This is a genomic window from Chitinophaga sp. SVR4-12A (genome assembly GCF_056754765.1).
This window is the reverse complement of the sequence record NZ_JBPGWP010000001.1, coordinates 3,483,298-3,504,472: the sequence shown is the minus strand read 5'-3', so window position 1 is coordinate 3,504,472 and position 21,175 is coordinate 3,483,298. Positions and strand designations below refer to the sequence as shown.

Genomic DNA, 21,175 nt, shown 5'->3' with positions numbered 1-21,175 from the left:
CCCAAGGGCATTGTGCTTATGATAATCATCCTGTTCTTTTATGTATTGGCAGGGCTTGTTTTGTTGTTTACGAAACAAAGGCATTTCGGACAGATGTTGTTATTGTCGGTATGTGTTATCTTAGCGATAGGGTTTTCTGCCGGTATTGTTATTTCCATGTTCCTTCATTAATACGTAAATCGGCGAATTATGAATGAAACGTTTAAAAAAGTACTGATCGCTATTAGCATCCCGCTGGGTGTCATGCTGCTGTTCCTGGCCGTGCCCGATGGCGTAATTTTGGTTGGCGTGCTGGCCCTGCTGGTGCCTTTTGGTTACCTGATAGCGGGCATCATACTGTTATTTACAAGCCGAAAAAAATTAGGCCAGGTGCTGTTGATATCCGGGGGTATTATATTTCTGGTGGGCTTCTCTGTATGCTCCATTATGCTTAGTAGTATGAACTTCCATTGATACAATAAGAAAGGGTGTTACACCGCTCCGGTATAACACCCTTTCTGTTTTTTATCGTTTCTTTTTAGACTACTATATTGATCATCCTGCCTTTCACAATCACCATCTTCTTCAGCGGTTTTCCTTCCATCCATTTCTGCACTACTTCGTTGGCCAATACTTCCTGCTCAATAGCGCTGTTATCCGCATCTAATGCAAAGCCCATTTCCGTACGGGTTTTACCGTTGATGGCCACCGGATAGTTGAAAGCGCTTTCCTTAACATATTGCTCTTCAAACACAGGATAAGCTGCATCCAGGATGCTGGTAGTATTACCTAACAGATGCCACAGCTCTTCGCTGACATGCGGCGCAAAAGGCGTCAGTAATATCAGCAATGGCTCCAGTATGCTGCGCTTGTTACATTTCAGCGAGGCCAGCTCGTTCACACATATCATGAACTGGCTTACTGCAGTGTTATAAGAGAAGTTGCTGGTATCGTTGTCTATTTTCTGTATGGTCTTGTGCAGCACTTTCAGCTCTTCAGGAGTAGCAGGTGCATCTTTTACGATCAACCCTTTCTGCTCATCTGCATACAGGCGCCACAGTTTTTTCAGGAAGCGGTGTACGCCTTCAATGCCTTTGGTTTCCCAGGGCTTGGATTGCTCTACCGGGCCAAGGAACATTTCATACATGCGGAAGGTGTCTGCGCCGTATTTCTCTACGATGTCAGAGGGGTCTACGGTGTTGTAGGAGCGTTTACTCATTTTCTCCAGCAGGGTGCCGCAGATGTATTTGCCATCTTCCAGGATGAACTCTGCATCTTTATATTCAGTCCTCCACTGGCGGAAAGCAGCAGTGTCCAGCTCAGTGCCGTCCACAATATTTACATCCACATGCAGTTCATCGGTTTCGTACTGGCCTTTCAAACCAAAGGAAACAAATGTATTGGTACCACGCACACGGTATACCAGGCGGGAGCTGCCGCCTATCATACCCTGGTTGATGATCTTTCTGTAAGGCTCGTCAAAGCTGATATAACCCAGGTCGTATAAAGCTTTCGTCCACATACGGGAGTACAGCAGGTGGCCTACGGCATGTTCGGTACCGCCTACATATACATCCACCTGGTTCCAGTAATCAGTCACCCTGCGGTCTGCAAAAGCCTGGTCATTATGCGGGTCCATATAGCGGAGGAAGTACCAGCTGCTACCTGCGTAGCCGGGCATGGTATTGGTTTCGCGGCGTACCCCGGGCGCGATGTTCACCCAGTCGCTGACGTTGGCCAGCGGGCCTTCACCTTCTTCACCGGGTTTGTAGTTCTCTACGTGGGGCAGCTCTACAGGCAGCTCCTTTTCATCCACCGCATAGGCCATATCATTTTTATACACGATAGGGAAGGGCTCGCCCCAGTAGCGCTGGCGGCTAAAACCAGCGTCCCGCATTTTGTAGTTGATCTGGCGTTTGCCAATGCCCATCTCTTCTACCTTCCGGGCTACCAGGTCCATAGCATCCCTCATTTGCATCCCGTTCAAGAAGTCGCTGTTCTGGAGAACGGCGTCCTTGGTAGGGTTGGCTTCCTGTCCGTTAAAGGCATCGCCAATAATATTCGTAATGTGAATATCAAAGTGGCGGGCAAACAGGAAATCACGCTGGTCGCCACAGGGCACGGCCATAATGGCGCCGGTACCGTAGCCGGCCAGCACATATTCTGAGATCCAGATGGGAATAGGCGTTCCGTTAAAGGGGTTCAGGGCATAGGCGCCGGTAAAGCAGCCGGTGATCTGTTTCACCTCTGCCAGGCGTTCCCGCTCTGAACGGCTTTGTACATAGTCCAGGTATTTCTCTATCTCTGCCTTCTGCTCCGCCGTGGTGATCTTGTTTACCAGCTCATGCTCGGGCGCCACCACCATGAAATCCACCCCGAAGATGGTATCCGGGCGGGTGGTATACACTGTCAGGGGCAGGGTGGAATTCTGTATCTGGAAGGTGATCTCGGCGCCCTGGCTCTTACCGATCCAGTTGCGCTGCATCTCTTTCAGGGCTTCGCTGTAGTCTACACGCTCCAGTCCTTCCAGCAGGCGGTTGGCATATTCCGTAATGCGCAGGAACCACTGCCGCATCTTTTTCTTGATAACGGGGTAGCCGCCACGCTCGCTCACACCGTTCACTACCTCGTCGTTGGCCAGTACTGTGCCTAATGCGGGGCACCAGTTCACTTCTGCAAAGGCCAGGTAGCCCAGGCGGTAGTGCATTAAAATTTCCCGCTGGCGGGTCTCGTCAAAGCTTTTCCATTCGGCAGCGTTGAACTGGATGGACCGGTCGCCGGGACATTCATGTGCCTGGTTGCCTTCTTTTTCAAACAGGGCGGTCAGTACGGCAATGCGCTCGGCCTTCTGCGACTGGCGGTTATACCAGCTGTCAAACAGCTGCAGGAAGATCCATTGGGTCCATTTATAATAGGACGGGTCCGATGTACGGAATTCTCTTTCCCAGTCAAAACTGAAGCCGATATTGTTCAGCTGCTTGCGGAAAGCTTTGATATTCTGCTCGGTGGTAATGGCGGGATGCTGCCCTGTTTCCAGCGCATACTGTTCGGCCGGCAGGCCAAAAGCATCATATCCCATGGGGTGCAGTACGTTGAATCCTTTCAGCCGCTTGTAACGGGCATAGATGTCGGATGCGATGTAACCCAGCGGGTGGCCCACATGCAAACCTGCGCCGGAGGGGTAGGGGAACATGTCCAATACATAGCACTTTGGCTTAGCGCTGTCATTACTAACCCGGTAAGCATTGGTCTGCTTCCAGTGCTCCTGCCATTTTTTTTCTATATCTCTGTAATTGTATTCCATTTTGTTAAAAAAATCCGTTAGGATTGGCAAAATTAAACATAACTGCCAATTTTTATTATTTTCGCCGATAAACTCTAGGTTAATGGCGCAACCGGGAAAATCATCAGCAAAGAGATCAAAACCATCATATTTATACTCAATCATCGGCGTAGCACTGGTATTGTTCCTGCTGGGCACCCTGGGCCTCATTATTATCCATGCCAACCGGCTGAGTGCCTATTTTAAGGAAAGCATTGAGATCCAGGTGATCCTGCGCGACAATGTGAAAGAAGACCAGGCCACCGCCCTCCGTGATTCTATTGCACAAAAGCCCTACGTAAAGTCCATCGAGTACGTATCCAAAGATATGGCCGCCGCCCGGTTTAAAAAGGAGTTTGGCGAAGACTTTATTAACCTGCTGCAATACAATCCCTTATATGCCAGCATCAATATTAAGGCAAATGCCGGCTATGTGAATGCAGACAGTTTACGTATTATAGAAGATAACCTGACCCGCCAGAGCGTGGTACGCGAGATCTCGTATCAGCGCCTGCTGGTAGACAAGCTGAACGATAATGTGCGGAAAATAGGCTTTGTCATGCTGGCCATCAGCGGCCTCCTGGCGATCATCGTGATCGTGCTGATCGATAACACTATCCGCCTGGCCATGTTCAGCAACCGTTTCCTGATAAAGACCATGCAAATGGTAGGCGCCACCCGCTGGTTCATTGCCAAGCCCTTTGATATACGTAGTATCATTAATGGGGCGCTCAGCGCTGTTATAGCTATTGCCGGACTGATAGGCCTGATCTATTTTGCCGATCAGTGGCTCCCCGAGCTAAGCGGCCTGCGTGATTATTTCATGATCACTGTGCTGTTCCTCGGAATGATCATCATCGGCATCTGTATCTCCCTGGTGAGCACGCACCGCTCTGTGATGAAATATCTGAAATTGAAGCTGGACGATCTCTATTAAAACCATCATTTCTAAACTGATAAGAAATTTAATCTAGTATGGTCAAAGAAACTAAACCTGCAGAAAAAGTAATTACAGATAGCCGTCCGCTGTTTGCAAAAGATAACTTTAAGATCATGCTGGCCGGGCTGGCAGTGATCGTAATAGGCTTTCTCCTGATGCTGGGAGGCGCCAGCGGAGACCCCAACAACTTCAAGCCCGACGAAGTATACAGCTTCCGCAGGATCACCCTGGCACCCATTGTAATTGTGCTGGGCCTGCTCATTGAAGTATTTGCCATCATGCGGAAACCGAAAGCCTGACCATCTTCCATATCTTTTAGTAATGACCATATTTGAAGCTATTGTCATAGCCATCGTAGAGGGGCTGACTGAATTTTTGCCGGTCTCATCCACCGGGCATATGATCATCACCAGCGCCTTGCTGGGAATCAGCAAAGATGAGTTCACCAAATTGTTCGAAGTGTGCATACAGCTGGGCGCTATCCTGGCCGTAGTAGTACTTTACTGGAAAAAGTTCCTGGTGTTCGACAAGAACCGGCTGAATTTCTATCTCAAATTGATCATAGCCGTTATACCTGCCCTGATCGTGGGCTACCTCTTTGGCGACAAGATAGACGCCATGCTGGAAAGCCCGCTGGTAGTAGGCATCACCCTGCTGCTGGGCGGTATTATACTGCTCTTTGTAGATAACTGGTTCCTGAGCCCCCAGGTAGATACAGATGAGAAAATAGACGTTTTCAAGGCCCTGCGCATTGGTTTCTGGCAATGTATCGCCATGGTACCGGGCGTAAGCCGCAGTGCAGCCTCTATCATTGGCGGTATGCAGCAAAAGCTGACCCGCAACGTAGCGGCTGAATTTTCCTTCTTCCTGGCCGTGCCTACCATGGCCGCCGCCACCGGTTATAAGCTGCTGAAAGAAAGAGAACTGCTCACCGCTTACCCCGAAAACCTGAAGCTGCTGCTGATTGGAAACGTGGTAGCCTTCATCGTAGCCATCCTGGCCATCAAATTTTTCATCGATTCATTAAAGAAATACGGCTTCAGAATGTGGGGTTATTACCGCATTGTTGTAGGCATTGTTATCCTGGTGGCGATTGCTATGGGATACAAATTAAACGTTTAATGTTTGAGGTTTGAAGTTTGAGGTTAGTTAAAGGTTAGATGTCTCAGGCGGTTACCTTAGCCAGGGTATGCTAATCTAACTTCCAACCTCCAACCAACCTCAAACTTCAAACGTCAAACCTCCAACTTACTTATACCTATATGAAACAAATCTTCCTGTACCTGCTAGTCCTTAGTTCCATTGTTGCCCGTGCACAAAAGAACTATGTTCCTGCCATCGTTATCAGCCAGCAAAACGACTCTCTCCGGGGCTTTATAGATTACCGCAATTGGCGTGTCAATCCTGAACAGATCTCCTTTAAACAGGATCTGCAGGCCAGGGAGCAGCGTTTTAAAGCGGCTGAAATAGCCGGTTTCCTGGTCCTGTCTGAAGATGAACTGTACCTCAGCCGGCAGGTAGAACTGGATGTAACGGTTCAAACGATCGATAACCTGCTGGCAACAAGCGAGAGAGTAATTAAGAATGATACGGTGTTCCTTTTGAATATTGTAAAAGGCGTTTACAATCTGTACTTATTCACCGATAAGAACGATCAGCAGCATTTTATATATGATGGCGCCGGACAAGCAGCCAAAGAGCTGCGGTTGATCAAGAACAGAGCGCCTGATGGCACTAATGCTATCGTCACCTTCAACCATTACCAGGAGCAGCTGAGCCTTCTTTTTGCCGGCTGCCCCGCAGTTGCCGATAAGGCCCCGTACGTGCGGTACTCAGAAAATGCGCTGCGTAATCTCTTTATGGATTATCAACGGTGCAGCAACCCCTCCGAAAAGATTGTGGCAAAGGCGAAAGAAAAATCAGGTGTCAGGTGGGGGCTATTGGCCGGTGCTGGTTTTAACAGCTTTAGCTTTAGCGGCAGTCATTACCTGGCTACAGGCACCTATAAGAACAGTACAACGCCTTTAGCAGGATTGTTCATCGATATTCCCGTGAGCCGCAACCGCCATCAATACTGGTTCAGCGCTGAGGCTTTCTATAAAACGGAAGATGCTGCCGGCTCATTTGGTAACTGGAATATCCTGGAGTCCTGGCAGGAGCGGGTGAGCCTGAAATTCTCCTATGCCCAGCTGAATGTTCTCTTTCGTTACCTGTACCCTAAGGGAACCGTAAAACCTTTTGCCAATGTGGGCTGGGGCAACGGCATCATGATCAGTGAAAGCAAAAATGAAAGATACCGTACGGACCGTAAGGAAGATGCGGTGGAGGCAATAGAGGGGCCGCGTAAGCACGAAACCACTTTCCTCGCAGGTATCGGTGTACAATACAGCAGGGTCCAATTAGAAGCGCGCTATGCGTGGAGCAACGGCTTTTCTCCCTATATAAGCCTGGGCACAGGCGTTCGCTCCCTGCAGGGAATTGTGAGATTTGCGTTTTAATAGCATTAAAAAACAAAGGGTTTAAAAGTTTGATAAGTTTCATGAACACTCAAACTTTTAAACCCTTTATGCTTAGAATATTCTTTAGCCTTTCACTGCCAGCAGCAGTTCCAGGTCTGTATACTTCAGCTTAAATTTCTCGCTCAGGTGATAATTGGTCAGGGCGCCTTTATACAGGTAAATACCATTACGTACACCGCGTTTGATCCATACCAGGTTTTCAAAGCCGCCATCGTCAGCAGCTTCCATCAGTAAAGGCATCAGTACGTTGCTGATCGCCTCAGATGCAGTGCGAGCAAAGCCCGAGGGGATATTGGGCACGCAGTAATGCACTACATCGTATTTTTTGAATACCGGGTTTTCATGGGTGGTGATCTCTGAGGTCTCAAAGCACCCGCCGCGGTCTATACTTACATCTACGATCACAGAGCCGGCTTTCATATTGCTCACCATAGATTCTGTAACCACAATGGGGGTACGGCCGCTTTGGGAAGAGAGCGCGCCTACCGCTACATCGGCATTCCGCAGCTGTTCTGCCAGCGCCTTGGGTTGTATAACGGAAGAGAATATCCGCACGCCAATGTTGTTCTGCAGGCGTTTCAGCTTATAGATGTTATTGTCAAATACTTTTACAGAAGAGCCCAGGGCCAGCGCTGTACGGGCGGCAAACTCGCCTACGATGCCCGCGCCAATGATCACCACCTTGGTGGGAGGGATGCCTGTAACGCCGCCCAGCAGGATGCCCTTGCCTTTGTTGCCATTGCCGAGATACTGGCCGGCAATCAGCATGACCGCGCCGCCGGCTATTTCACTCATGGCCCTTACAATAGGGTAGGTGCCTGCGTCATCTTTCAGGTTCTCAAAAGAAAGAAGGGTAATACGTTTATCCATCATCTTCTCCACCTGTTGTGCCTTCAGTGCGGCCAGGTGGATAGGGGATATCACGATCTGGTGCGGGTGCAGCAGCTCGATCTCCTCGTCGTTCAAGGGAGCGGATTTTACGATGATCTCCGCCTTGTAAACTTCTTTTTTGTCGTAAACAATTTCGGCCCCTGCCTCCGAATAGTCTGTGTCGTAGAAGTGCGACCCGTCGCCGGCTTTATGCTCCACCACAATATGGTGCCCGTTGGTCGCCAGAATGCTTACTGCGTCGGGCGTTAAGGCAATCCGGTTTTCCTGGAAAGAGGTTTCTTTTGGGATGCCAATGAATAAACGGGAATTTTTCTGTGGAATATCCAACGTTTCCTCCATTGGTGAATAAGTAAAGCCAGCACTCACAACAGGTTTTTGCCTTTGCTCCATATTCGTGTCAAAATTGTTCTGTGAAATTACGTCTTATTCAAAGATAAGGTATTTAAAGATTGAGATTCCAGCCCCACAATTTACAAACGGCTGTAATTCAATACATGTTGTCACACGTTTCTATAGGGTGCTTAACCGCCGTTGCTGATCCGGCAGCACTTCCAGGTGCAGGTTCACCGTATCAGGCGGCAGCAGGCGGCTGATGATCCCCGGCCATTCCACAAAGCAAATGGCATCGGGCTGATACAGGGTATCCTCTATCCCCGCCGTTATCGCCTCCTCTTCATCCCGCAGGCGGTAAAGGTCAAGGTGGTAGATCGTATGCGGCCGGCCTTCCCCGTTGTGATAAACATATTGATTGATGATAGCGAATGTGGGACTGGCAGTGGCATCCTCCACCCCCCTGGCTGCACAAAGCGCCTTGATAAAGGTGGTTTTGCCTGCTCCCATCTGCCCTTCCAGGGTGAAAACCCGCTCTCCGTTGAAATGTGCCCAGAAAGCACGGGCCGTCTTGGCCAGCTCCGCTTCGGTAAATGTCCATTCCATAACCAAAATTAATGTTTCCCTGGTCATTTATCCGTCAAATTAGCAATCCCGTTGCATTAATAATGCCTTCCGCCTCAATACATTGACATTTCAACACATCCACCTGTTTGTCCGTTAAATTTGCCTTTCCGTTGCATTAATATTTTATCGCCGAACACCCCCCTTTTCTAATTTTGTCGGGAGCGGTTTGATGACCATTAATCGAATAACATGGAAACGATCAGTTGCAAGGTAAAAGGGATGAATTGTACCAGCTGCGCGCTTACGGTATCCAAATACCTGGAGAACAAAGGCATGCAGGATGTGCAGGTAAGCTTTGCCACGGAAGAGCTGAGTTTTACCCTGCCCGCAGGCGTTGCCAACTCTAATGAAGTGCTGAAAGGCATCAATGAGCTGGGATACCAGGTAGTGCTGCCCAATGAGGAAGCGCCTAAAGGGGCCTTCTTTCAAAGCCTGTACTTCAAATTCCTGGTATGCGCGGTTTTTACGGCGCCGCTGCTGCTGCATATGTGGGTAAAATGGCCCTGGTTGCATAACCCCTACGTACAGCTGATGCTCGCCACCCCCGTTTATGCTATCGGGCTATGGCATTTTGGCCGCAGCGCATGGCGTTCCCTGGTAAACCGTATGACCAATATGGATGTGTTGATCACCCTGGGCGCCACAGCCGCTTACGTTTACAGCCTGATAGGCACCTTGCAGCACCTGGGCCCTGATTATATGTTCTACGAAACAACTGCGGCCATCATCACCCTGGTATTCCTGGGCAATTTGCTGGAAGAAAAGTCTGTTAAGCAAACCACCACCGCTATCACCGCCCTGGCTAAAATGCAGGTCACAACCGCCCGCCTGATCAACGATGATCACGGGCACGAACATATTCACGAAGTGGATAACCAGACCCTTCGCACCGGCGACAAAGTACTGGTGAACACCGGCGACAAGATCCCGATGGACGGCACTATCTACTGGGGCGGCGGCACTATCAACGAATCCATGATCACCGGCGAAAGCACGCCCGTTACAAGAAAAGAGAAAGATAAAGTAATCGGCGGCACCATACTGGAAGAAGGCACGCTGAAAATGTTTGTGACCGCTACCGGTAAAGACACAGTGCTGTCTTACATCATAGAGCTGGTAAAGCAGGCGCAGGGCAGCAAGCCACCCATGCAAAGACTGGCAGACCGCATCAGCGCCATTTTTGTACCGGCGGTGCTGGGTATTGCGATCCTAACCTTCCTGGGTTGGTGGCTCATTGGCCACGATACAGCCGGCAACGCCATGATGCGCAGTATAGCCGTACTGGTGATCGCCTGTCCCTGCGCTATGGGGCTCGCAACGCCAGCGGCCGTCATGGTAGGGCTCGGCCGTGCGGCCCGCAATGGTATCCTGATCAAAGGCGCGCAAACGCTGGAGGCATTCCGCAACATTCGCTACGTAGTATTTGATAAAACAGGTACCCTCACCACGGGCAAGCTGCAGATGGGAAATTTCCAGTGCTTTGATATGCAGGAGGCCGATTTTAAGGCGATCGTCTACAGCCTGGAGAAATATTCCTCCCATCCTATAGCCAGGTCCGTTACAGCCCAATGGAAAGGAAATGGCGAAGTGATCCTGCAGCAGGTACGTGAGTACAAGGGCAGGGGCATGCAGGCCCAGGATAAAGAAGGTAACCAGTGGCAGCTGGGTTCCTACATGATGGTCAAAGATGCCACTACAGATGACAGCCACAATATTTACCTGCTGCGCAACGGTAAACTGGCCGGCTGGATCGACTTTACAGACGAGCTGCGTCCGGATGCCGCCAAAGCGGTAGCCGTACTAAAACAAGCCGGCATCACGCCTGTGCTCTTAAGCGGCGATACGCTGCGTAAATGCAAAGCCCTGGCACAGGAAGTAGGCATCGAAGAAGTTTACGCAGAACAAACACCCGAACAGAAACTGCAGCAAATAGATGCGCTCATGCAAAAAGCGCCGGTAGCCATGGTAGGCGACGGGATCAACGATGCGCCCGCACTGGCCAAAGCCACGATCGGCGTATCCCTCAGCGATGCTACCCATGTGGCCATGCAGAGCGCCAACGTAGTGCTGCTCAATAACAGCCTGGCCACCTTACCGCTGGCCATGGGCCTTGGCAAACATACTTACCTGACTATTAAGCAGAACCTTTTCTGGGCCTTTATCTATAACGTGGTAGCCCTGCCGGTGGCGGCACTGGGCGTATTGAGCCCCATCACCGGCGCTGGTATCATGGCGGTGTCTGATGTGGTGCTGGCTGTTAACTCCGTGCGGTTAAGATATAAACGGGTAATTTAGCGGAAAAATAAGTTTGACTGATCCAGGCTCCATACTGCGCCAATACTGGGGGCACTCCCAATTCCGCCCCTTACAGGAGGATATTATCAAAGCCATACTGGCGGGCAGCGATACGCTGGCATTAATGCCTACCGGCGGCGGAAAATCTATCTGCTTCCAGGTGCCTGCTATGATGAAAGAAGGAGTATGCCTGGTTATTACGCCGCTCATCGCCCTGATGCGCGACCAGGTCGATAACCTGGAAAAGCGCGGCATTAAAGCAGTAGCCATTTACGCCGGCTTGACCACCCGCGAAGTGGAACAGCTCCTGGAAAATGCCCGCCGCGGTCACTATAAATTTCTCTACGTATCACCTGAAAGATTACAAAGCCGCCGTTTCCTGGACTATTGCGATGGCATGCCCGTGAACCTGCTGGCCGTGGACGAAGCTCACTGTATCTCTCAATGGGGCTATGATTTTCGTCCGGCTTATTTACAGATAGCCACCATCCGCCAGTTATTTCCCAAAGTACCGGTACTGGCACTAACGGCTACGGCTACTCCATTGGTGCAGGAGGACATCTGCGCAAAGCTGGAAATTCAGCAGCATCAGGTGTTTGCCAAAAGCTTCGCCCGCGCTAATCTCTCCTATAGTGTGCAGGAAGAAGAGAACCGCCTGGACAAGATCAAACATATACTTGACCGTGTGCCAGGCTCCGCCATTGTATATTGCCGCAATCGCATACGCACCCGGCAACTGGCAGAGAGACTGCGTTTGCTGGGTATTTCAGCAGATTACTATCATGCAGGATTATCACCTGCAGAACGTACAGCGCGGCAGGAAGCCTGGATAAAGAACGAGGTCCGTGTGATCGTTTGTACCAACGCATTTGGTATGGGCATAGATAAACCTGATGTGCGGGTGGTGATCCACAACGACGTGCCGGATAGCCTGGAAGCCTATTACCAGGAAGCCGGCCGCGCGGGTCGTGATGAGCAAAAGGCGTATGCAGTACTGTTGTACGATGAACAGGAGCTCGCCGATATGGAAGACCGGATTCCCCTGCAATTCCCTTCCCTGCCCGAAATAAAGCAGGTATACCAATGCATTGTGAACTATCTGCAGCTACCCGTAGGCAGTGCAGAAGGGCTTTATTTCAATTTCGACATTAATGAATTTGTAAAGCAGTTCAAGCTGAATATCACGGTTACTTACAGCGCCATCCGCATACTGGAACAGGAAGGCATGCTGCAGCTGAGTGAGAGCGTATACCTGCCTTCGCGGGCGATGTTCATCACAAATAAAGAAACATTATATGCAGTGGAGGATGCACAGCCGGCCCTGGAACCGCTGATAAAAGCATTGCTGCGCAACTATGAAGGCATCTTTGATAATGAGGTGCGCATCTTCGAAAAGCAGCTATGCCGCATATTACGGCAAACAGAAACGCAGGTGGTGGAAAAGCTCTGGCAACTGCACCAGCAGGGTATCATCCGTTACCGGCCTAAAAGAGATGAACCGCAATTATGTTTTCTGCAGGAAAGACTGCAGGCAGGAAACCTGCGGATCAATATGGCGAGGGTGGAAGAAAGAAAGCAGGCTTATATTACCCGGCTGAATGCCATGTTCCGCTACATCCGTAACACTGGCCGCTGCCGTACACAAACATTGGTAGCTTACTTTGGAGAAAAGAATGATACGGCCTGCGGTATCTGCGATGTATGTGTAAAGAATAAAACGCGGCCGCTTGATAATACCGCGGTAGATCATATAGCCGGTAGGGTGATACAGCAGCTGCAGCAGCCAATATCGCTTTCTTCGCTGCTGCAGCAACTGCCTGATATCCCGGAGGACCGCCTGATGGATGTACTGCAATTCCTCGTTTCCGAAGAAAAGATCATCCGTGATAAAGACGGCATCTTAAGAATGAGCTCATAGACTGCCCGCCCTTAAAGGTCCACCACTTTTCTTTCTTTACTGCTTTTGAACGCTGCTTCAATGATCTTTACGATCCGTACGCCATCTTCAGGCTGTACCGGCGGCTGTGCGCCATTCACTAGTGCATCGTACACGCCCTGGTAGTAATCCATATAGTTACCCTTGGGAGAAGGCAGGAACTGTTTCAGCACTTTACCGTCTTTTTCTGTATGCAGCAGTCCCCATTCATGCGGGCCTTCAACACCCCAGTCGAGCGTGCCGGGCAGCAATCCCTTTTGCAGCTGGGCTTCCTGTATATCGGATTTTGTTTTGATGAAAGATCCTGTGCGGCCATGGAACTGGTAGGAGGCCAGCGGCTCTCTTACCAGGTAGTTGCACTTAACCCTTACACGCAGCTGCTCATAGAAAAGCACCAGCTCAAAATAATCATCTACAAGAGAGTCTTTCCGTATGATGCGGATATCGGCCCACAGGCTTTTCGGCATACCGAAGAGCAGGAGCGCCTGGTCAATGATATGTGAGCCCAGGTCGTACAGGGAGCCGGTACCCGGGTTAGCTACTTCTTTATGTTTCTTATAGCTCAGCTCTTCCTTGAAACGGTCATAATGGATCTCAGCTTCCAGTATATCACCCAGCACGCCTGATTGCACTACTTCCCTGCTGATCCTGAAATCACTGTCATAGCGCCTGTTCTGGTAAACACTCAGGAACAGCCCTTTCTTTTTTGCCAGTGCGATCAGCTCTTCACCTTCTGCGCTGTGCACGGTGAAGGGCTTTTCTACGATCACGTTTTTACCTGCTTCCAGTGCAGCTTTGGCGTAATCGTAGTGGGTATAGTTGGGTGTGTTCACTACAATAAGGTCCAGGGAGCTGTCCTGCAGCATCTCTTCCAGGCTCCTGTATACTTTAACGTTGGGATGTTGCTGTTTTGCAAGGTTCTTGCTTCTTTCCACTACGGCGGTGAATTCAAAGCCCGGGTGTACATGAATAAAAGGAACGTGGAATATCGTGCCTGACATGCCGTAAGAGCATACGCCTGTTTTAATGATCTTTTCCATATCAGTTAAGTGATTACTGGTGTTGTCCGAATTGACTTTTAAATTTAGTGCTGTAAGATAGAGCGGCAATGCCGTAAATGCAAGGTATTAAAACCAGCTGCTGCTGCTCTTCCTGCTCTTACCGCCCAATCCCAGTGCACCTAACAGGCTGCGTGTGATCATACTGGCTGCAGTGCGTCCTACCTGCCTTGCTACGGGGCTGTCCAGTACGCTTTCCAGTACGCTCTTTTCTTCTTTCTGTCTGCCTTTTTTAGCCGGCGCCTGTTCTTCACCTTTTTCAGCCGCTTCTTCCAGCTTGGCGGTCAGTATCTCATAAGCGCTTTCATTATCGATCTCCTGGTTGTATTTCTTCGCCAGTTTAGACTGGCTTAAGATCTCACTCATTTCCGTATCTGTCAGGATATCCATCCTGGAACGGGGAGATACCAGCATGGTAGCAGCCAGCGGGGTAGGCGTGCCCTTTTCATTCAGACAGGTGATCAGCGCTTCGCCAATGCCTATCTGGGTAAGCAGCTCATCTGTTTTATAGAAGTCCGATAAGGGATAGTTCTCGGCAGTTTGTTTAATAGACTTACGGTCGTTGGCAGTAAAGGCCCGCAGGGCATGCTGTACTTTCAGGCCCAGCTGTCCGAGTACGGAAGGCGGTACGTCCATGGGGTTCTGCGTACAGAAGAAAATACCTACGCCTTTGGAGCGTATCAGTTTGATGATGGTCTCTATCTGTTGCAGCAGTGCATCGCTGGCTTCCTGGAAGATGAGGTGCGCTTCGTCAATAAACATCACCAGCTTGGGTTTGTCCAGGTCGCCTTCTTCGGGCAGGGTGGCGTAGAGTTCTGCCAGTAGCGACAGCATGAAGGTGGAGAACAGTTTAGGTCTGTCCTGTATATCAGCCACGCGTACAATGGAGATCATGCCCCGGCCGTCGTCGCTGATGCGCAGCAGGTCGTCTACCTCGAAAGATTTTTCTCCGAAGAAGAGATCAGCGCCCTGTTGTTCCAGTTCTATTACTTTGCGCAGCACCGTGCCAGCAGACGTAGAAGATATTTTACCGTATTCTTTTTCCAGCTCCGCCTTGCCTTCTGCGGTGGCGAATTGTAATACCTTTTTGAAATCTTTGAGGTCCAGCAGGGGGAGTTTATGATCGTCGCAGTATTTGAAGATCATGGATACGAGCCCGGCTTGGGTATCATTCAGCTCCAGGATCTTAGATAGCAGCACCGGTCCGAACTCGCTGACAGTAGCGCGCAGGCGGCATCCTTTTTCCTTGCTGAGCGACAGCAGTTCGGTGGGATAGGCTGCCGGCGACCATTCGCCGCCTATCTTCTGGTAACGTTCTTTTATTTTATCATTGCTGGCCCCTGCAGCGGCAATCCCGCTCAGGTCTCCCTTGATATCCATCAGCAATACAGGCACGCTGGCATCGCTCAGTCCTTCGGCTATTACCTGCAGGGTCTTGGTTTTACCGGTACCCGTGGCGCCGGCAATAAGACCATGCCTGTTCAGTGTTTTCAGGGGCAGGGATATATCTGCGCCTGGTACTACTGCACCATCGAGTATAGCGCAACCCAGTTTGAAATGTTCGCCCTTGAAGGTGTACCCGTTCTTAATGGTTTCCAGGAAGGCTGCTTGATTTGCCATGGTGTGAAATTTTTCCTGAAGATAATCAAAGTTCTTCTTCTCTTTCCAGCATCAGGATGGCGCCCTGTGGCACGATAAAATACTTTTCTCCCTGGTATAATACCTCGGTGGAGCCGCTGATCAGGAAGATGGCCAGATCGCCTTCTTTGGCCTGTAATGGGATATATTTCACTTTCTCTTCCTCCGGTTTCCAGGCTTCCGTTTCTTCTGCCGGAACCGGAATGGCATAGCCGGGCCCTGTTTTGATCACATAGCCCTGTTGTACTTTCTCCCGTTCCTGTACGCCGGGTGGCAGATACAATCCGCTCTCGGTACGTTCATTTGGTTGAGTAGGCTTAATGAGTACACGGTCGCCCACTACGATCAGCTTTTTCAATTTATTGTCAGGTGTGAGATGGATGGACATTATTTGCTCCTTTTTCAGATTCAGAACAAAGGTATAGCAAATTGTGTGCTGCCAGGAAAACAGGTGCCATTCTGACAGCTCCTATAGAATGTCTTTTACAGTGAAAAGCTCGCCTGCCCGTATTCCCCTGTCTGTTTGCTGCAGCGTACAGCATTCCGTTTTAGGGTCATGCTCAAAGAAGAGCATATACTGCTGTTCCAGCGCCTCCTGTAAAAAGCTTTTCTTTTCCTGCAGGGTGGTGAGCGGGAACATATCATACGCCATTACATAAGGAACTGGAAGATGCCCTGTAGACGGCAGCAGGTCTGCCATAAATACCAGCGTACGGCCTTTGTAACGTATCTGTGGCAGCATCATGGCATCGGTATGGCCATGAACAAAGCGGATGGAAATATTTTCTGTAAAAGCAGGGTTTTGTATGAACTGCAATTGCCCGCTTTCCTGTATAGGCAGGATGTTCTCTTTCAGGAAAGAGGCTTTCTCCCGCTCATTAGGCTGGGTGGCCCATTTCCAGTGCGCTTCATTGCTCCAGTATACGGCATTCTTAAACGCAGGTACCAGGCGATCGCCTTCGCGTATGATGCTGCCGCCGCAATGGTCAAAATGAAGATGGGTCAGGAATACATCGGTAATATCATCCCGGTGAAAGCCGTGTGCCGCCAGTGAGCTGTCCAGCGTGGCATCGCCGTGCAGGTAATAATAGCTGAAGAATTTTGCATCCTGTTTGTTGCCGATGCCGTTATCCACCAGGATCAGCCGCTTGCCATCTTTAATCAACAGGCAGCGCATGGCCCAGGAGCACATATTGTTCTCGTCTGCCGGGTTCAGCTTCTGCCAGATGCTTTTTGGCACTACGCCAAACATCGCCCCGCCATCCAGTTTGAAGAAGCCGGTATCTATCGAAAATAATTCCATGTTTAATAGTTTGAGGTTTGAAGTTTGAGGTTTGAAGTTAGTTAAAAGTTAGATGTCTCCGGCAGTTACCTTAAGCACGTATACTAATCTAAACCTCCAACCTCTAACGAACCTCAAACCTCAAACTTCAAACCTCCAACCTCTAACGAACCTCAAACTTCAAACCTCAAACTTTCAAACTATCTTTTTGTTGTTTAACCAATGCTGAAATGATCCATGCAAGCCCTATCGCAAAGAATGCCATCAGCGCCAGCACCGAGTTACGCATACTACCGGTCAGCTCTTCTATATACCCGAAGCTGAACATACCTACTACGATGGCCAGCTTCTCCGTTACATCATAATAGCTGAAGAAAGAGGTGGTGTCTTCTGTTTCCGGCATCAGTTTGGCATAAGTAGAACGGCTTAGTGATTGCACGCCACCCATTACCAATCCCACTGCAGCAGCCAGTATATAGAAATCCATGGCGGTTTGCATACGGTAGCCCGCAATACAGATACCCAGCCATACAATGATAACGCCAATGAGCACACGCAGGTTGCCGAATTTGCCAGACAGCTTGGCGATGCCCCATGCGCCTAATACGGCTACCAGCTGTATCACCACTACTGCGATGATAAGATTGGTAGAAGGAAGGTTCAGCTCTTTGCTGCCAAACAGCGTAGCCGCCAGCATTACGGTCTGCACGCCCATGCTGTAAAAGAAAAAGCCACGCAGAAAGCGTTTTAGCACCGGCATTACTTTTACCTGTGCATACACTTTTCTCAGCTCGGTAAAGCCTTCTGTAAAAGCGCCGGCGTAGTGTGTTTGTACGGTTGCCTTCGATGACGGTAAACGGCTCAGGCTAAACAAGCCAAAGCCCAGCCACCACACACCTACCAGCAGGAAGGTGATCCTTACGGGCTCTGCGCCCTCCATGCCGAAAGGTTTCAGCGCCACCAATGCAAAGCCTACCAGCTGCAGGATCACGCTGCCAATGTAGCCCAGCGCAAAACCTTTAGCACTGACACGGTCACGGTCTTCCGGTATGGCTATTTCAGGCAGGTAAGAATTATAGAACACCAATCCGCCACAGTATCCTACCGTTGCCAACAGGAAGCAGATAGTGCCAAACTCCACGTTCCTGCCGGTGAACAGGTATAAGGAGCTGCATGCTACAGCGCCCAGCATGGTGAAACATAAAAGAAAGCGTTTCTTGTTGCCCCGGGTATCCGCTATAGAGGAAAGGATAGGGGAGAGCAGCGCTACCAGCAGGTAGGCCGCTGCAGAAGCATAATCATACAAGGCAGAGTTCACGAAAGTGGCGCCGAAGAAAGGAATCATCTCGCCTTTAAACTCAGATTTAGTGATCTCTGTAAAATAGATAGGGAAGAAAGTAGTAGTGATAACAAGGTTGTACACCGAGTTCGCCCAGTCGTACATAGCCCAGCCGTTGATCACCTTTTTACTGGCAGTTTGCATAGAACATTATTACGCGTGACAAGTTATGATCTTTTATGCAGGATCTATTTATAATCCACGATATTGATCCGCTCCGGGCACATATAGTACTCCTGTTCATCATTAGAGCTCACGATCAGCAACCGCTTGCCGCAATGTGCTTCTACCAGCTGCTGGTATAATTGTACGCCGGCCGCATCCAGGTTGGTGCAGGGCTCGTCCAGCAGCAGTACCGGTACGTCAGAAAAAATGGAAAGCGCCAGCTTCACACGCTGTTTCATGCCCGAGGAAAAATACCGGATCTGTTTATCCCATGCTTTTTCCAGGCCAACAATGCCGGCGATATCTTTGGCAGTAACGCCAGGTAGGAATGATTTGAATTGTAAATGGAATTCAATGCTCTCCGCCAGGGTAAATTCCTCTACCAGTTCAAGGTAAGGGGCGGCAATAGCGCAATAGCGGAAGAACGCATCGCCTTCGATGGGCTCTTCCGCATTGCTATATGTAACGGTACCTTCGTTGTGATGAAGGTGACCGCTGATAACCTGTAATAAAGTGGATTTTCCCGATCCGTTAGGCCCCAGTATGGCGTAGCGCCCGCCTTCATGGAAGGTGTAGCTAACCCGACGGAAGATCCAGTCGTAGTTAAAGCGCTTGCCTGCCTGGTTAAGCGATATCGTCATTGTTACGGGTGGTATATCCTTTCATCACACCCCGTCCGGAATCACGGATAAAGGAGAGGATCTCGTCACGCTCATCTGTGGCGGGGAACTCCGCTTCGATAATGCTGATGGCTTTAGATATATTATACCCTTTCACAAAGAGCACGCGGTAGATATCCAGGATGTGATTGATCTTTTCAAGAGAGAAACCGCGCCGTTTCAGGCCTATGGAGTTCACGCCCACATAAGACAATGGTTCACGGGCAGCTTTTACATAAGGCGGCACATCTTTGCGCACCAGCGAACCGCCGGTTACAAAGGCATGATCGCCTATCTTAACGAACTGGTGAACGGCCACCATGCCCGCCAGCACCACGTGGTCGCCAACAGTGATATGACCTGCCAGCGTCGTATTGTTAGAGAAGATACAGTGGTTGCCTACTTCGCAGTCGTGGGCAACGTGGCAATAAGCCATGATCAGGCAGTTCTTGCCGATCACGGTCTTCCACCGGTCCTTGGTGCCGCGGTTAATAGTAACGAACTCGCGGATGGTGGTGTTATCACCTATTTCAACGATCGTATCTTCTCCTGCAAATTTCAGGTCTTGTGGAATTGCTGAAATAACAGATCCCGGGAAGATACGGCAGTTCTTGCCGATCCGGGCTCCTTCCATGATAGTAACGTTGGAGCCTATCCAGGTACCGTCCCCTATTTCTACGTTCTTATGAATAACGGTGAAGGGATCGATTTTTACATTTGGCGCCACTTTGGCGTCCGGGTGAATGTACGTGAGCGGGTGGATCATGCTGTTAGTTCTTGCCTTCTCTTGTTTTAACGATTTGAGCAACCAGGTCGGCCTCAGTTACAACTTTACTACCGACAAATACGGTACCTCTCATCTCCACAATCCCTCTCCTGATGGGGCTTAACAGCTCCATCTTCAGGATCATGGTATCTCCCGGCAATACTTTTTGTTTGAATTTACAGTTGTCGATTTTCAGGAAGTACGTGTCATAGTTTTCGGGATCAGGCACGGTGTTCAGTGCCAGTATGCCGCCTGTCTGCGCCAGGGCTTCTATCTGCAGCACGCCGGGCATCACCGGGTTACCGGGAAAATGCCCCTGGAAGAAGTATTCGTTGAATGTTACGTTCTTGATACCCACCACCTGCGTGTCAGACAGATCGATGATCTTGTCTACCAGCAGGAAAGGATAACGGTGCGGCAGCATTTTTTCTATACGGCGCAGGTCAAAGATGGCAGGCTGGTTAGGATCATAGATAGGGATATCCTTTGCGTGCCTGTTCTTCTTGATATATTGCTTGATCTTTCTGGCAAATTCTACGTTGGAAGCATGTCCCGGGCGGTTGGCGATGATATGCGCCTTAATGGGGAAGCCGATCAGGTTCAGATCACCTACCACATCCAGCAGCTTGTGCCGGGCCGGTTCATTGGGATAGCGCAGCTGGATATTGTTCAGGATCCCTTCACGCTGTACAGAGATATTATCACGCTTGAAGGCTTTGGCCAGGCGTTGCAGCTCCTCTTCGGTCACCGGCCTGTCTACCACCACGATGGCGTTGTTAATATCGCCTCCCTTGATCAGGTTGAGCGATAGCTGGTACTCCAGCTCGTGCAGGAAGCAGAAGGTACGGCTGCCTGCTATTTCCTTCCTGAACTCATGCAGGCCTTTTAAATTGGCGTGCTGGGTGCCCAGTACCGGGCTGTTAAAATCGATCAGGCAGGTGATCCGGTAATCCACTGCAGGCAGGGCTACCATCTCCACCTTCTTCACCTCATCGTAATAAGATATGTTGGTATCTATGGAATAATAGATCTTTTTCGCGTCCTGCTCCTGGGCGCCTGTTTCATCCAGCGCTTCCATGAAGGGAGCCGCGCTGCCGTCCATAATAGGTACTTCCGGGCCGTTCAACTCTATCAGCACGTTATCAATGCCTGTCCCAGCCAGGGCGGCCATAATATGTTCTATGGTGCTTACCCGTGCGCCGTTGTGCTCCAGGGTGGTGCTGCGCGTGGTATCCACTACGTAATCTACGTCTGCTTTAACAACAGGTTGCTCGGGGAGATCTATCCGTTGGAACTTTATACCAAAGCCCGGAGGGGCCGGTTTCAGGGTCATATTTACTTGAGCTCCCGTGTGCAGACCAACGCCTGATATGGTGACAGGCCCTTTAAGTGTACGTTGGTTCTGCGACTCTTGATTTTCAATCATAAT

Annotated in this window: 18 protein-coding genes; 7 read left to right on the top strand and 11 right to left on the bottom strand. The window is 50.0% G+C overall.

The window, feature by feature from the left end; genetic code table 11:
* Positions 1-189: 189 nt before the first annotated feature.
* On the top strand, positions 190-453 hold the full coding sequence (locus ACR9Y8_RS14285; protein ID WP_481213916.1) for a hypothetical protein: 264 nt from the start codon (positions 190-192) through the stop codon (positions 451-453).
* A gap of 64 nt (positions 454-517) precedes the next feature.
* On the opposite strand, the gene leuS is transcribed toward ACR9Y8_RS14285, so the two are convergent.
* Positions 518-3,283: a leucine--tRNA ligase gene (gene leuS / locus ACR9Y8_RS14280; RefSeq protein ID WP_481213915.1), complete on the bottom strand. Its 2,766-nt coding sequence runs from the start codon at positions 3,281-3,283 to the stop codon at positions 518-520.
* Between the two features lie 82 nt (positions 3,284-3,365).
* Between leuS and ACR9Y8_RS14275 the strand changes: the two genes are divergently transcribed.
* The 4 genes from ACR9Y8_RS14275 to ACR9Y8_RS14260 all read left to right on the top strand — a co-directional run bounded on the left by ACR9Y8_RS14275 (position 3,366) and on the right by ACR9Y8_RS14260 (position 6,739).
* On the top strand, positions 3,366-4,238 hold the full coding sequence (locus tag ACR9Y8_RS14275) for a cell division protein FtsX (RefSeq protein WP_481213914.1): 873 nt from the start codon (positions 3,366-3,368) through the stop codon (positions 4,236-4,238).
* Positions 4,239-4,276: 38 nt separating this feature from the next.
* On the top strand, positions 4,277-4,540 hold the full coding sequence (locus tag ACR9Y8_RS14270; protein ID WP_481213913.1) for a DUF3098 domain-containing protein: 264 nt from the start codon (positions 4,277-4,279) through the stop codon (positions 4,538-4,540).
* A 22-nt stretch (positions 4,541-4,562) separates the two neighbouring features.
* Positions 4,563-5,363, top strand: a complete 801-nt coding sequence (locus ACR9Y8_RS14265) for an undecaprenyl-diphosphate phosphatase (RefSeq protein WP_481213912.1) — start codon at positions 4,563-4,565, stop codon at positions 5,361-5,363.
* 140 nt (positions 5,364-5,503) lie between these two features.
* Positions 5,504-6,739, top strand: coding sequence for a hypothetical protein (locus ACR9Y8_RS14260; protein WP_481213911.1), 1,236 nt, complete (start codon positions 5,504-5,506; stop codon positions 6,737-6,739).
* 84 nt (positions 6,740-6,823) lie between these two features.
* Here ACR9Y8_RS14260 and ACR9Y8_RS14255 read toward each other — a convergent pair whose 3' ends face one another.
* Together ACR9Y8_RS14255 and tsaE are read right to left on the bottom strand one after the other, a co-directional pair.
* Positions 6,824-7,990 (bottom strand): alanine dehydrogenase, encoded by a 1,167-nt coding sequence (locus ACR9Y8_RS14255; RefSeq protein WP_481213910.1) that lies wholly within the window; start codon positions 7,988-7,990, stop codon positions 6,824-6,826.
* 171 nt (positions 7,991-8,161) lie between these two features.
* The gene (tsaE, locus tag ACR9Y8_RS14250) at positions 8,162-8,587 is read right to left on the bottom strand and encodes a tRNA (adenosine(37)-N6)-threonylcarbamoyltransferase complex ATPase subunit type 1 TsaE (protein WP_481213909.1); all 426 of its coding nucleotides are present in this window, start codon (positions 8,585-8,587) and stop codon (positions 8,162-8,164) included.
* Between the two features lie 210 nt (positions 8,588-8,797).
* Between tsaE and ACR9Y8_RS14245 the strand changes: the two genes are divergently transcribed.
* A complete protein-coding gene (locus ACR9Y8_RS14245; RefSeq protein ID WP_481213908.1) occupies positions 8,798-10,903 on the top strand; it encodes a heavy metal translocating P-type ATPase in 2,106 nt (701 codons plus the stop codon).
* 13 nt (positions 10,904-10,916) lie between these two features.
* Complete coding sequence (locus ACR9Y8_RS14240) at positions 10,917-12,821, top strand: RecQ family ATP-dependent DNA helicase (RefSeq protein ID WP_481213907.1); 1,905 nt, start codon at positions 10,917-10,919, stop codon at positions 12,819-12,821.
* Between the two features lie 11 nt (positions 12,822-12,832).
* Here the strand turns inward: ACR9Y8_RS14240 and ACR9Y8_RS14235 are convergent, their stop codons facing one another.
* The 8 genes from ACR9Y8_RS14235 to ACR9Y8_RS14200 all read right to left on the bottom strand — a co-directional run bounded on the left by ACR9Y8_RS14235 (position 12,833) and on the right by ACR9Y8_RS14200 (position 21,172).
* Complete coding sequence (locus ACR9Y8_RS14235; protein ID WP_481213906.1) at positions 12,833-13,879, bottom strand: Gfo/Idh/MocA family oxidoreductase; 1,047 nt, start codon at positions 13,877-13,879, stop codon at positions 12,833-12,835.
* Between the two features lie 87 nt (positions 13,880-13,966).
* Positions 13,967-15,517, bottom strand: coding sequence for a helicase HerA-like domain-containing protein (locus ACR9Y8_RS14230; RefSeq protein ID WP_481213905.1), 1,551 nt, complete (start codon positions 15,515-15,517; stop codon positions 13,967-13,969).
* A 25-nt stretch (positions 15,518-15,542) separates the two neighbouring features.
* On the bottom strand, positions 15,543-15,923 hold the full coding sequence (locus ACR9Y8_RS14225) for a co-chaperone GroES (RefSeq protein WP_481213904.1): 381 nt from the start codon (positions 15,921-15,923) through the stop codon (positions 15,543-15,545).
* An 81-nt stretch (positions 15,924-16,004) separates the two neighbouring features.
* On the bottom strand, positions 16,005-16,838 hold the full coding sequence (locus ACR9Y8_RS14220) for an MBL fold metallo-hydrolase (protein ID WP_481213903.1): 834 nt from the start codon (positions 16,836-16,838) through the stop codon (positions 16,005-16,007).
* 166 nt (positions 16,839-17,004) lie between these two features.
* Positions 17,005-18,300 (bottom strand): MFS transporter, encoded by a 1,296-nt coding sequence (locus ACR9Y8_RS14215; RefSeq protein WP_481213902.1) that lies wholly within the window; start codon positions 18,298-18,300, stop codon positions 17,005-17,007.
* 44 nt (positions 18,301-18,344) lie between these two features.
* Complete coding sequence (locus ACR9Y8_RS14210) at positions 18,345-18,962, bottom strand: ABC transporter ATP-binding protein (protein WP_481213901.1); 618 nt, start codon at positions 18,960-18,962, stop codon at positions 18,345-18,347.
* Positions 18,946-19,746: an acyl-ACP--UDP-N-acetylglucosamine O-acyltransferase gene (gene lpxA / locus ACR9Y8_RS14205; protein WP_481213900.1), complete on the bottom strand. Its 801-nt coding sequence runs from the start codon at positions 19,744-19,746 to the stop codon at positions 18,946-18,948. The genes ACR9Y8_RS14210 and lpxA overlap by 17 nt, the downstream gene beginning before the upstream one ends.
* Before the next feature lie 4 nt (positions 19,747-19,750).
* Entirely contained in the window at positions 19,751-21,172 is a 1,422-nt protein-coding gene (locus tag ACR9Y8_RS14200; protein WP_481213899.1) for a bifunctional UDP-3-O-[3-hydroxymyristoyl] N-acetylglucosamine deacetylase/3-hydroxyacyl-ACP dehydratase, read from the bottom strand.
* Between the last annotated feature and the right edge of the window lie 3 nt (positions 21,173-21,175).

What these genes read in the sequence shown, in the direction of transcription:
- ACR9Y8_RS14285 (WP_481213916.1), top strand. Translation starts at nt 190, where the DNA reads ATGAATGAAACGTTTAAAAAAGTACTGATCGCTATTAGCATCCCGCTG.
- leuS (WP_481213915.1), bottom strand. Translation starts at nt 3,283, where the DNA reads ATGGAATACAATTACAGAGATATAGAAAAAAAATGGCAGGAGCACTGG.
- ACR9Y8_RS14275 (WP_481213914.1), top strand. Translation starts at nt 3,366, where the DNA reads ATGGCGCAACCGGGAAAATCATCAGCAAAGAGATCAAAACCATCATAT.
- ACR9Y8_RS14270 (WP_481213913.1), top strand. Translation starts at nt 4,277, where the DNA reads ATGGTCAAAGAAACTAAACCTGCAGAAAAAGTAATTACAGATAGCCGT.
- ACR9Y8_RS14265 (WP_481213912.1), top strand. Translation starts at nt 4,563, where the DNA reads ATGACCATATTTGAAGCTATTGTCATAGCCATCGTAGAGGGGCTGACT.
- ACR9Y8_RS14260 (WP_481213911.1), top strand. Translation starts at nt 5,504, where the DNA reads ATGAAACAAATCTTCCTGTACCTGCTAGTCCTTAGTTCCATTGTTGCC.
- ACR9Y8_RS14255 (WP_481213910.1), bottom strand. Translation starts at nt 7,990, where the DNA reads ATGGAGGAAACGTTGGATATTCCACAGAAAAATTCCCGTTTATTCATT.
- tsaE (WP_481213909.1), bottom strand. Translation starts at nt 8,587, where the DNA reads ATGGAATGGACATTTACCGAAGCGGAGCTGGCCAAGACGGCCCGTGCT.
- ACR9Y8_RS14245 (WP_481213908.1), top strand. Translation starts at nt 8,798, where the DNA reads ATGGAAACGATCAGTTGCAAGGTAAAAGGGATGAATTGTACCAGCTGC.
- ACR9Y8_RS14235 (WP_481213906.1), bottom strand. Translation starts at nt 13,879, where the DNA reads ATGGAAAAGATCATTAAAACAGGCGTATGCTCTTACGGCATGTCAGGC.
- ACR9Y8_RS14230 (WP_481213905.1), bottom strand. Translation starts at nt 15,517, where the DNA reads ATGGCAAATCAAGCAGCCTTCCTGGAAACCATTAAGAACGGGTACACC.
- ACR9Y8_RS14225 (WP_481213904.1), bottom strand. Translation starts at nt 15,923, where the DNA reads ATGTCCATCCATCTCACACCTGACAATAAATTGAAAAAGCTGATCGTA.
- ACR9Y8_RS14220 (WP_481213903.1), bottom strand. Translation starts at nt 16,838, where the DNA reads ATGGAATTATTTTCGATAGATACCGGCTTCTTCAAACTGGATGGCGGG.
- ACR9Y8_RS14215 (WP_481213902.1), bottom strand. Translation starts at nt 18,300, where the DNA reads ATGCAAACTGCCAGTAAAAAGGTGATCAACGGCTGGGCTATGTACGAC.
- ACR9Y8_RS14210 (WP_481213901.1), bottom strand. Translation starts at nt 18,962, where the DNA reads ATGACGATATCGCTTAACCAGGCAGGCAAGCGCTTTAACTACGACTGG.
- lpxA (WP_481213900.1), bottom strand. Translation starts at nt 19,746, where the DNA reads ATGATCCACCCGCTCACGTACATTCACCCGGACGCCAAAGTGGCGCCA.
- ACR9Y8_RS14200 (WP_481213899.1), bottom strand. Translation starts at nt 21,172, where the DNA reads ATGATTGAAAATCAAGAGTCGCAGAACCAACGTACACTTAAAGGGCCT.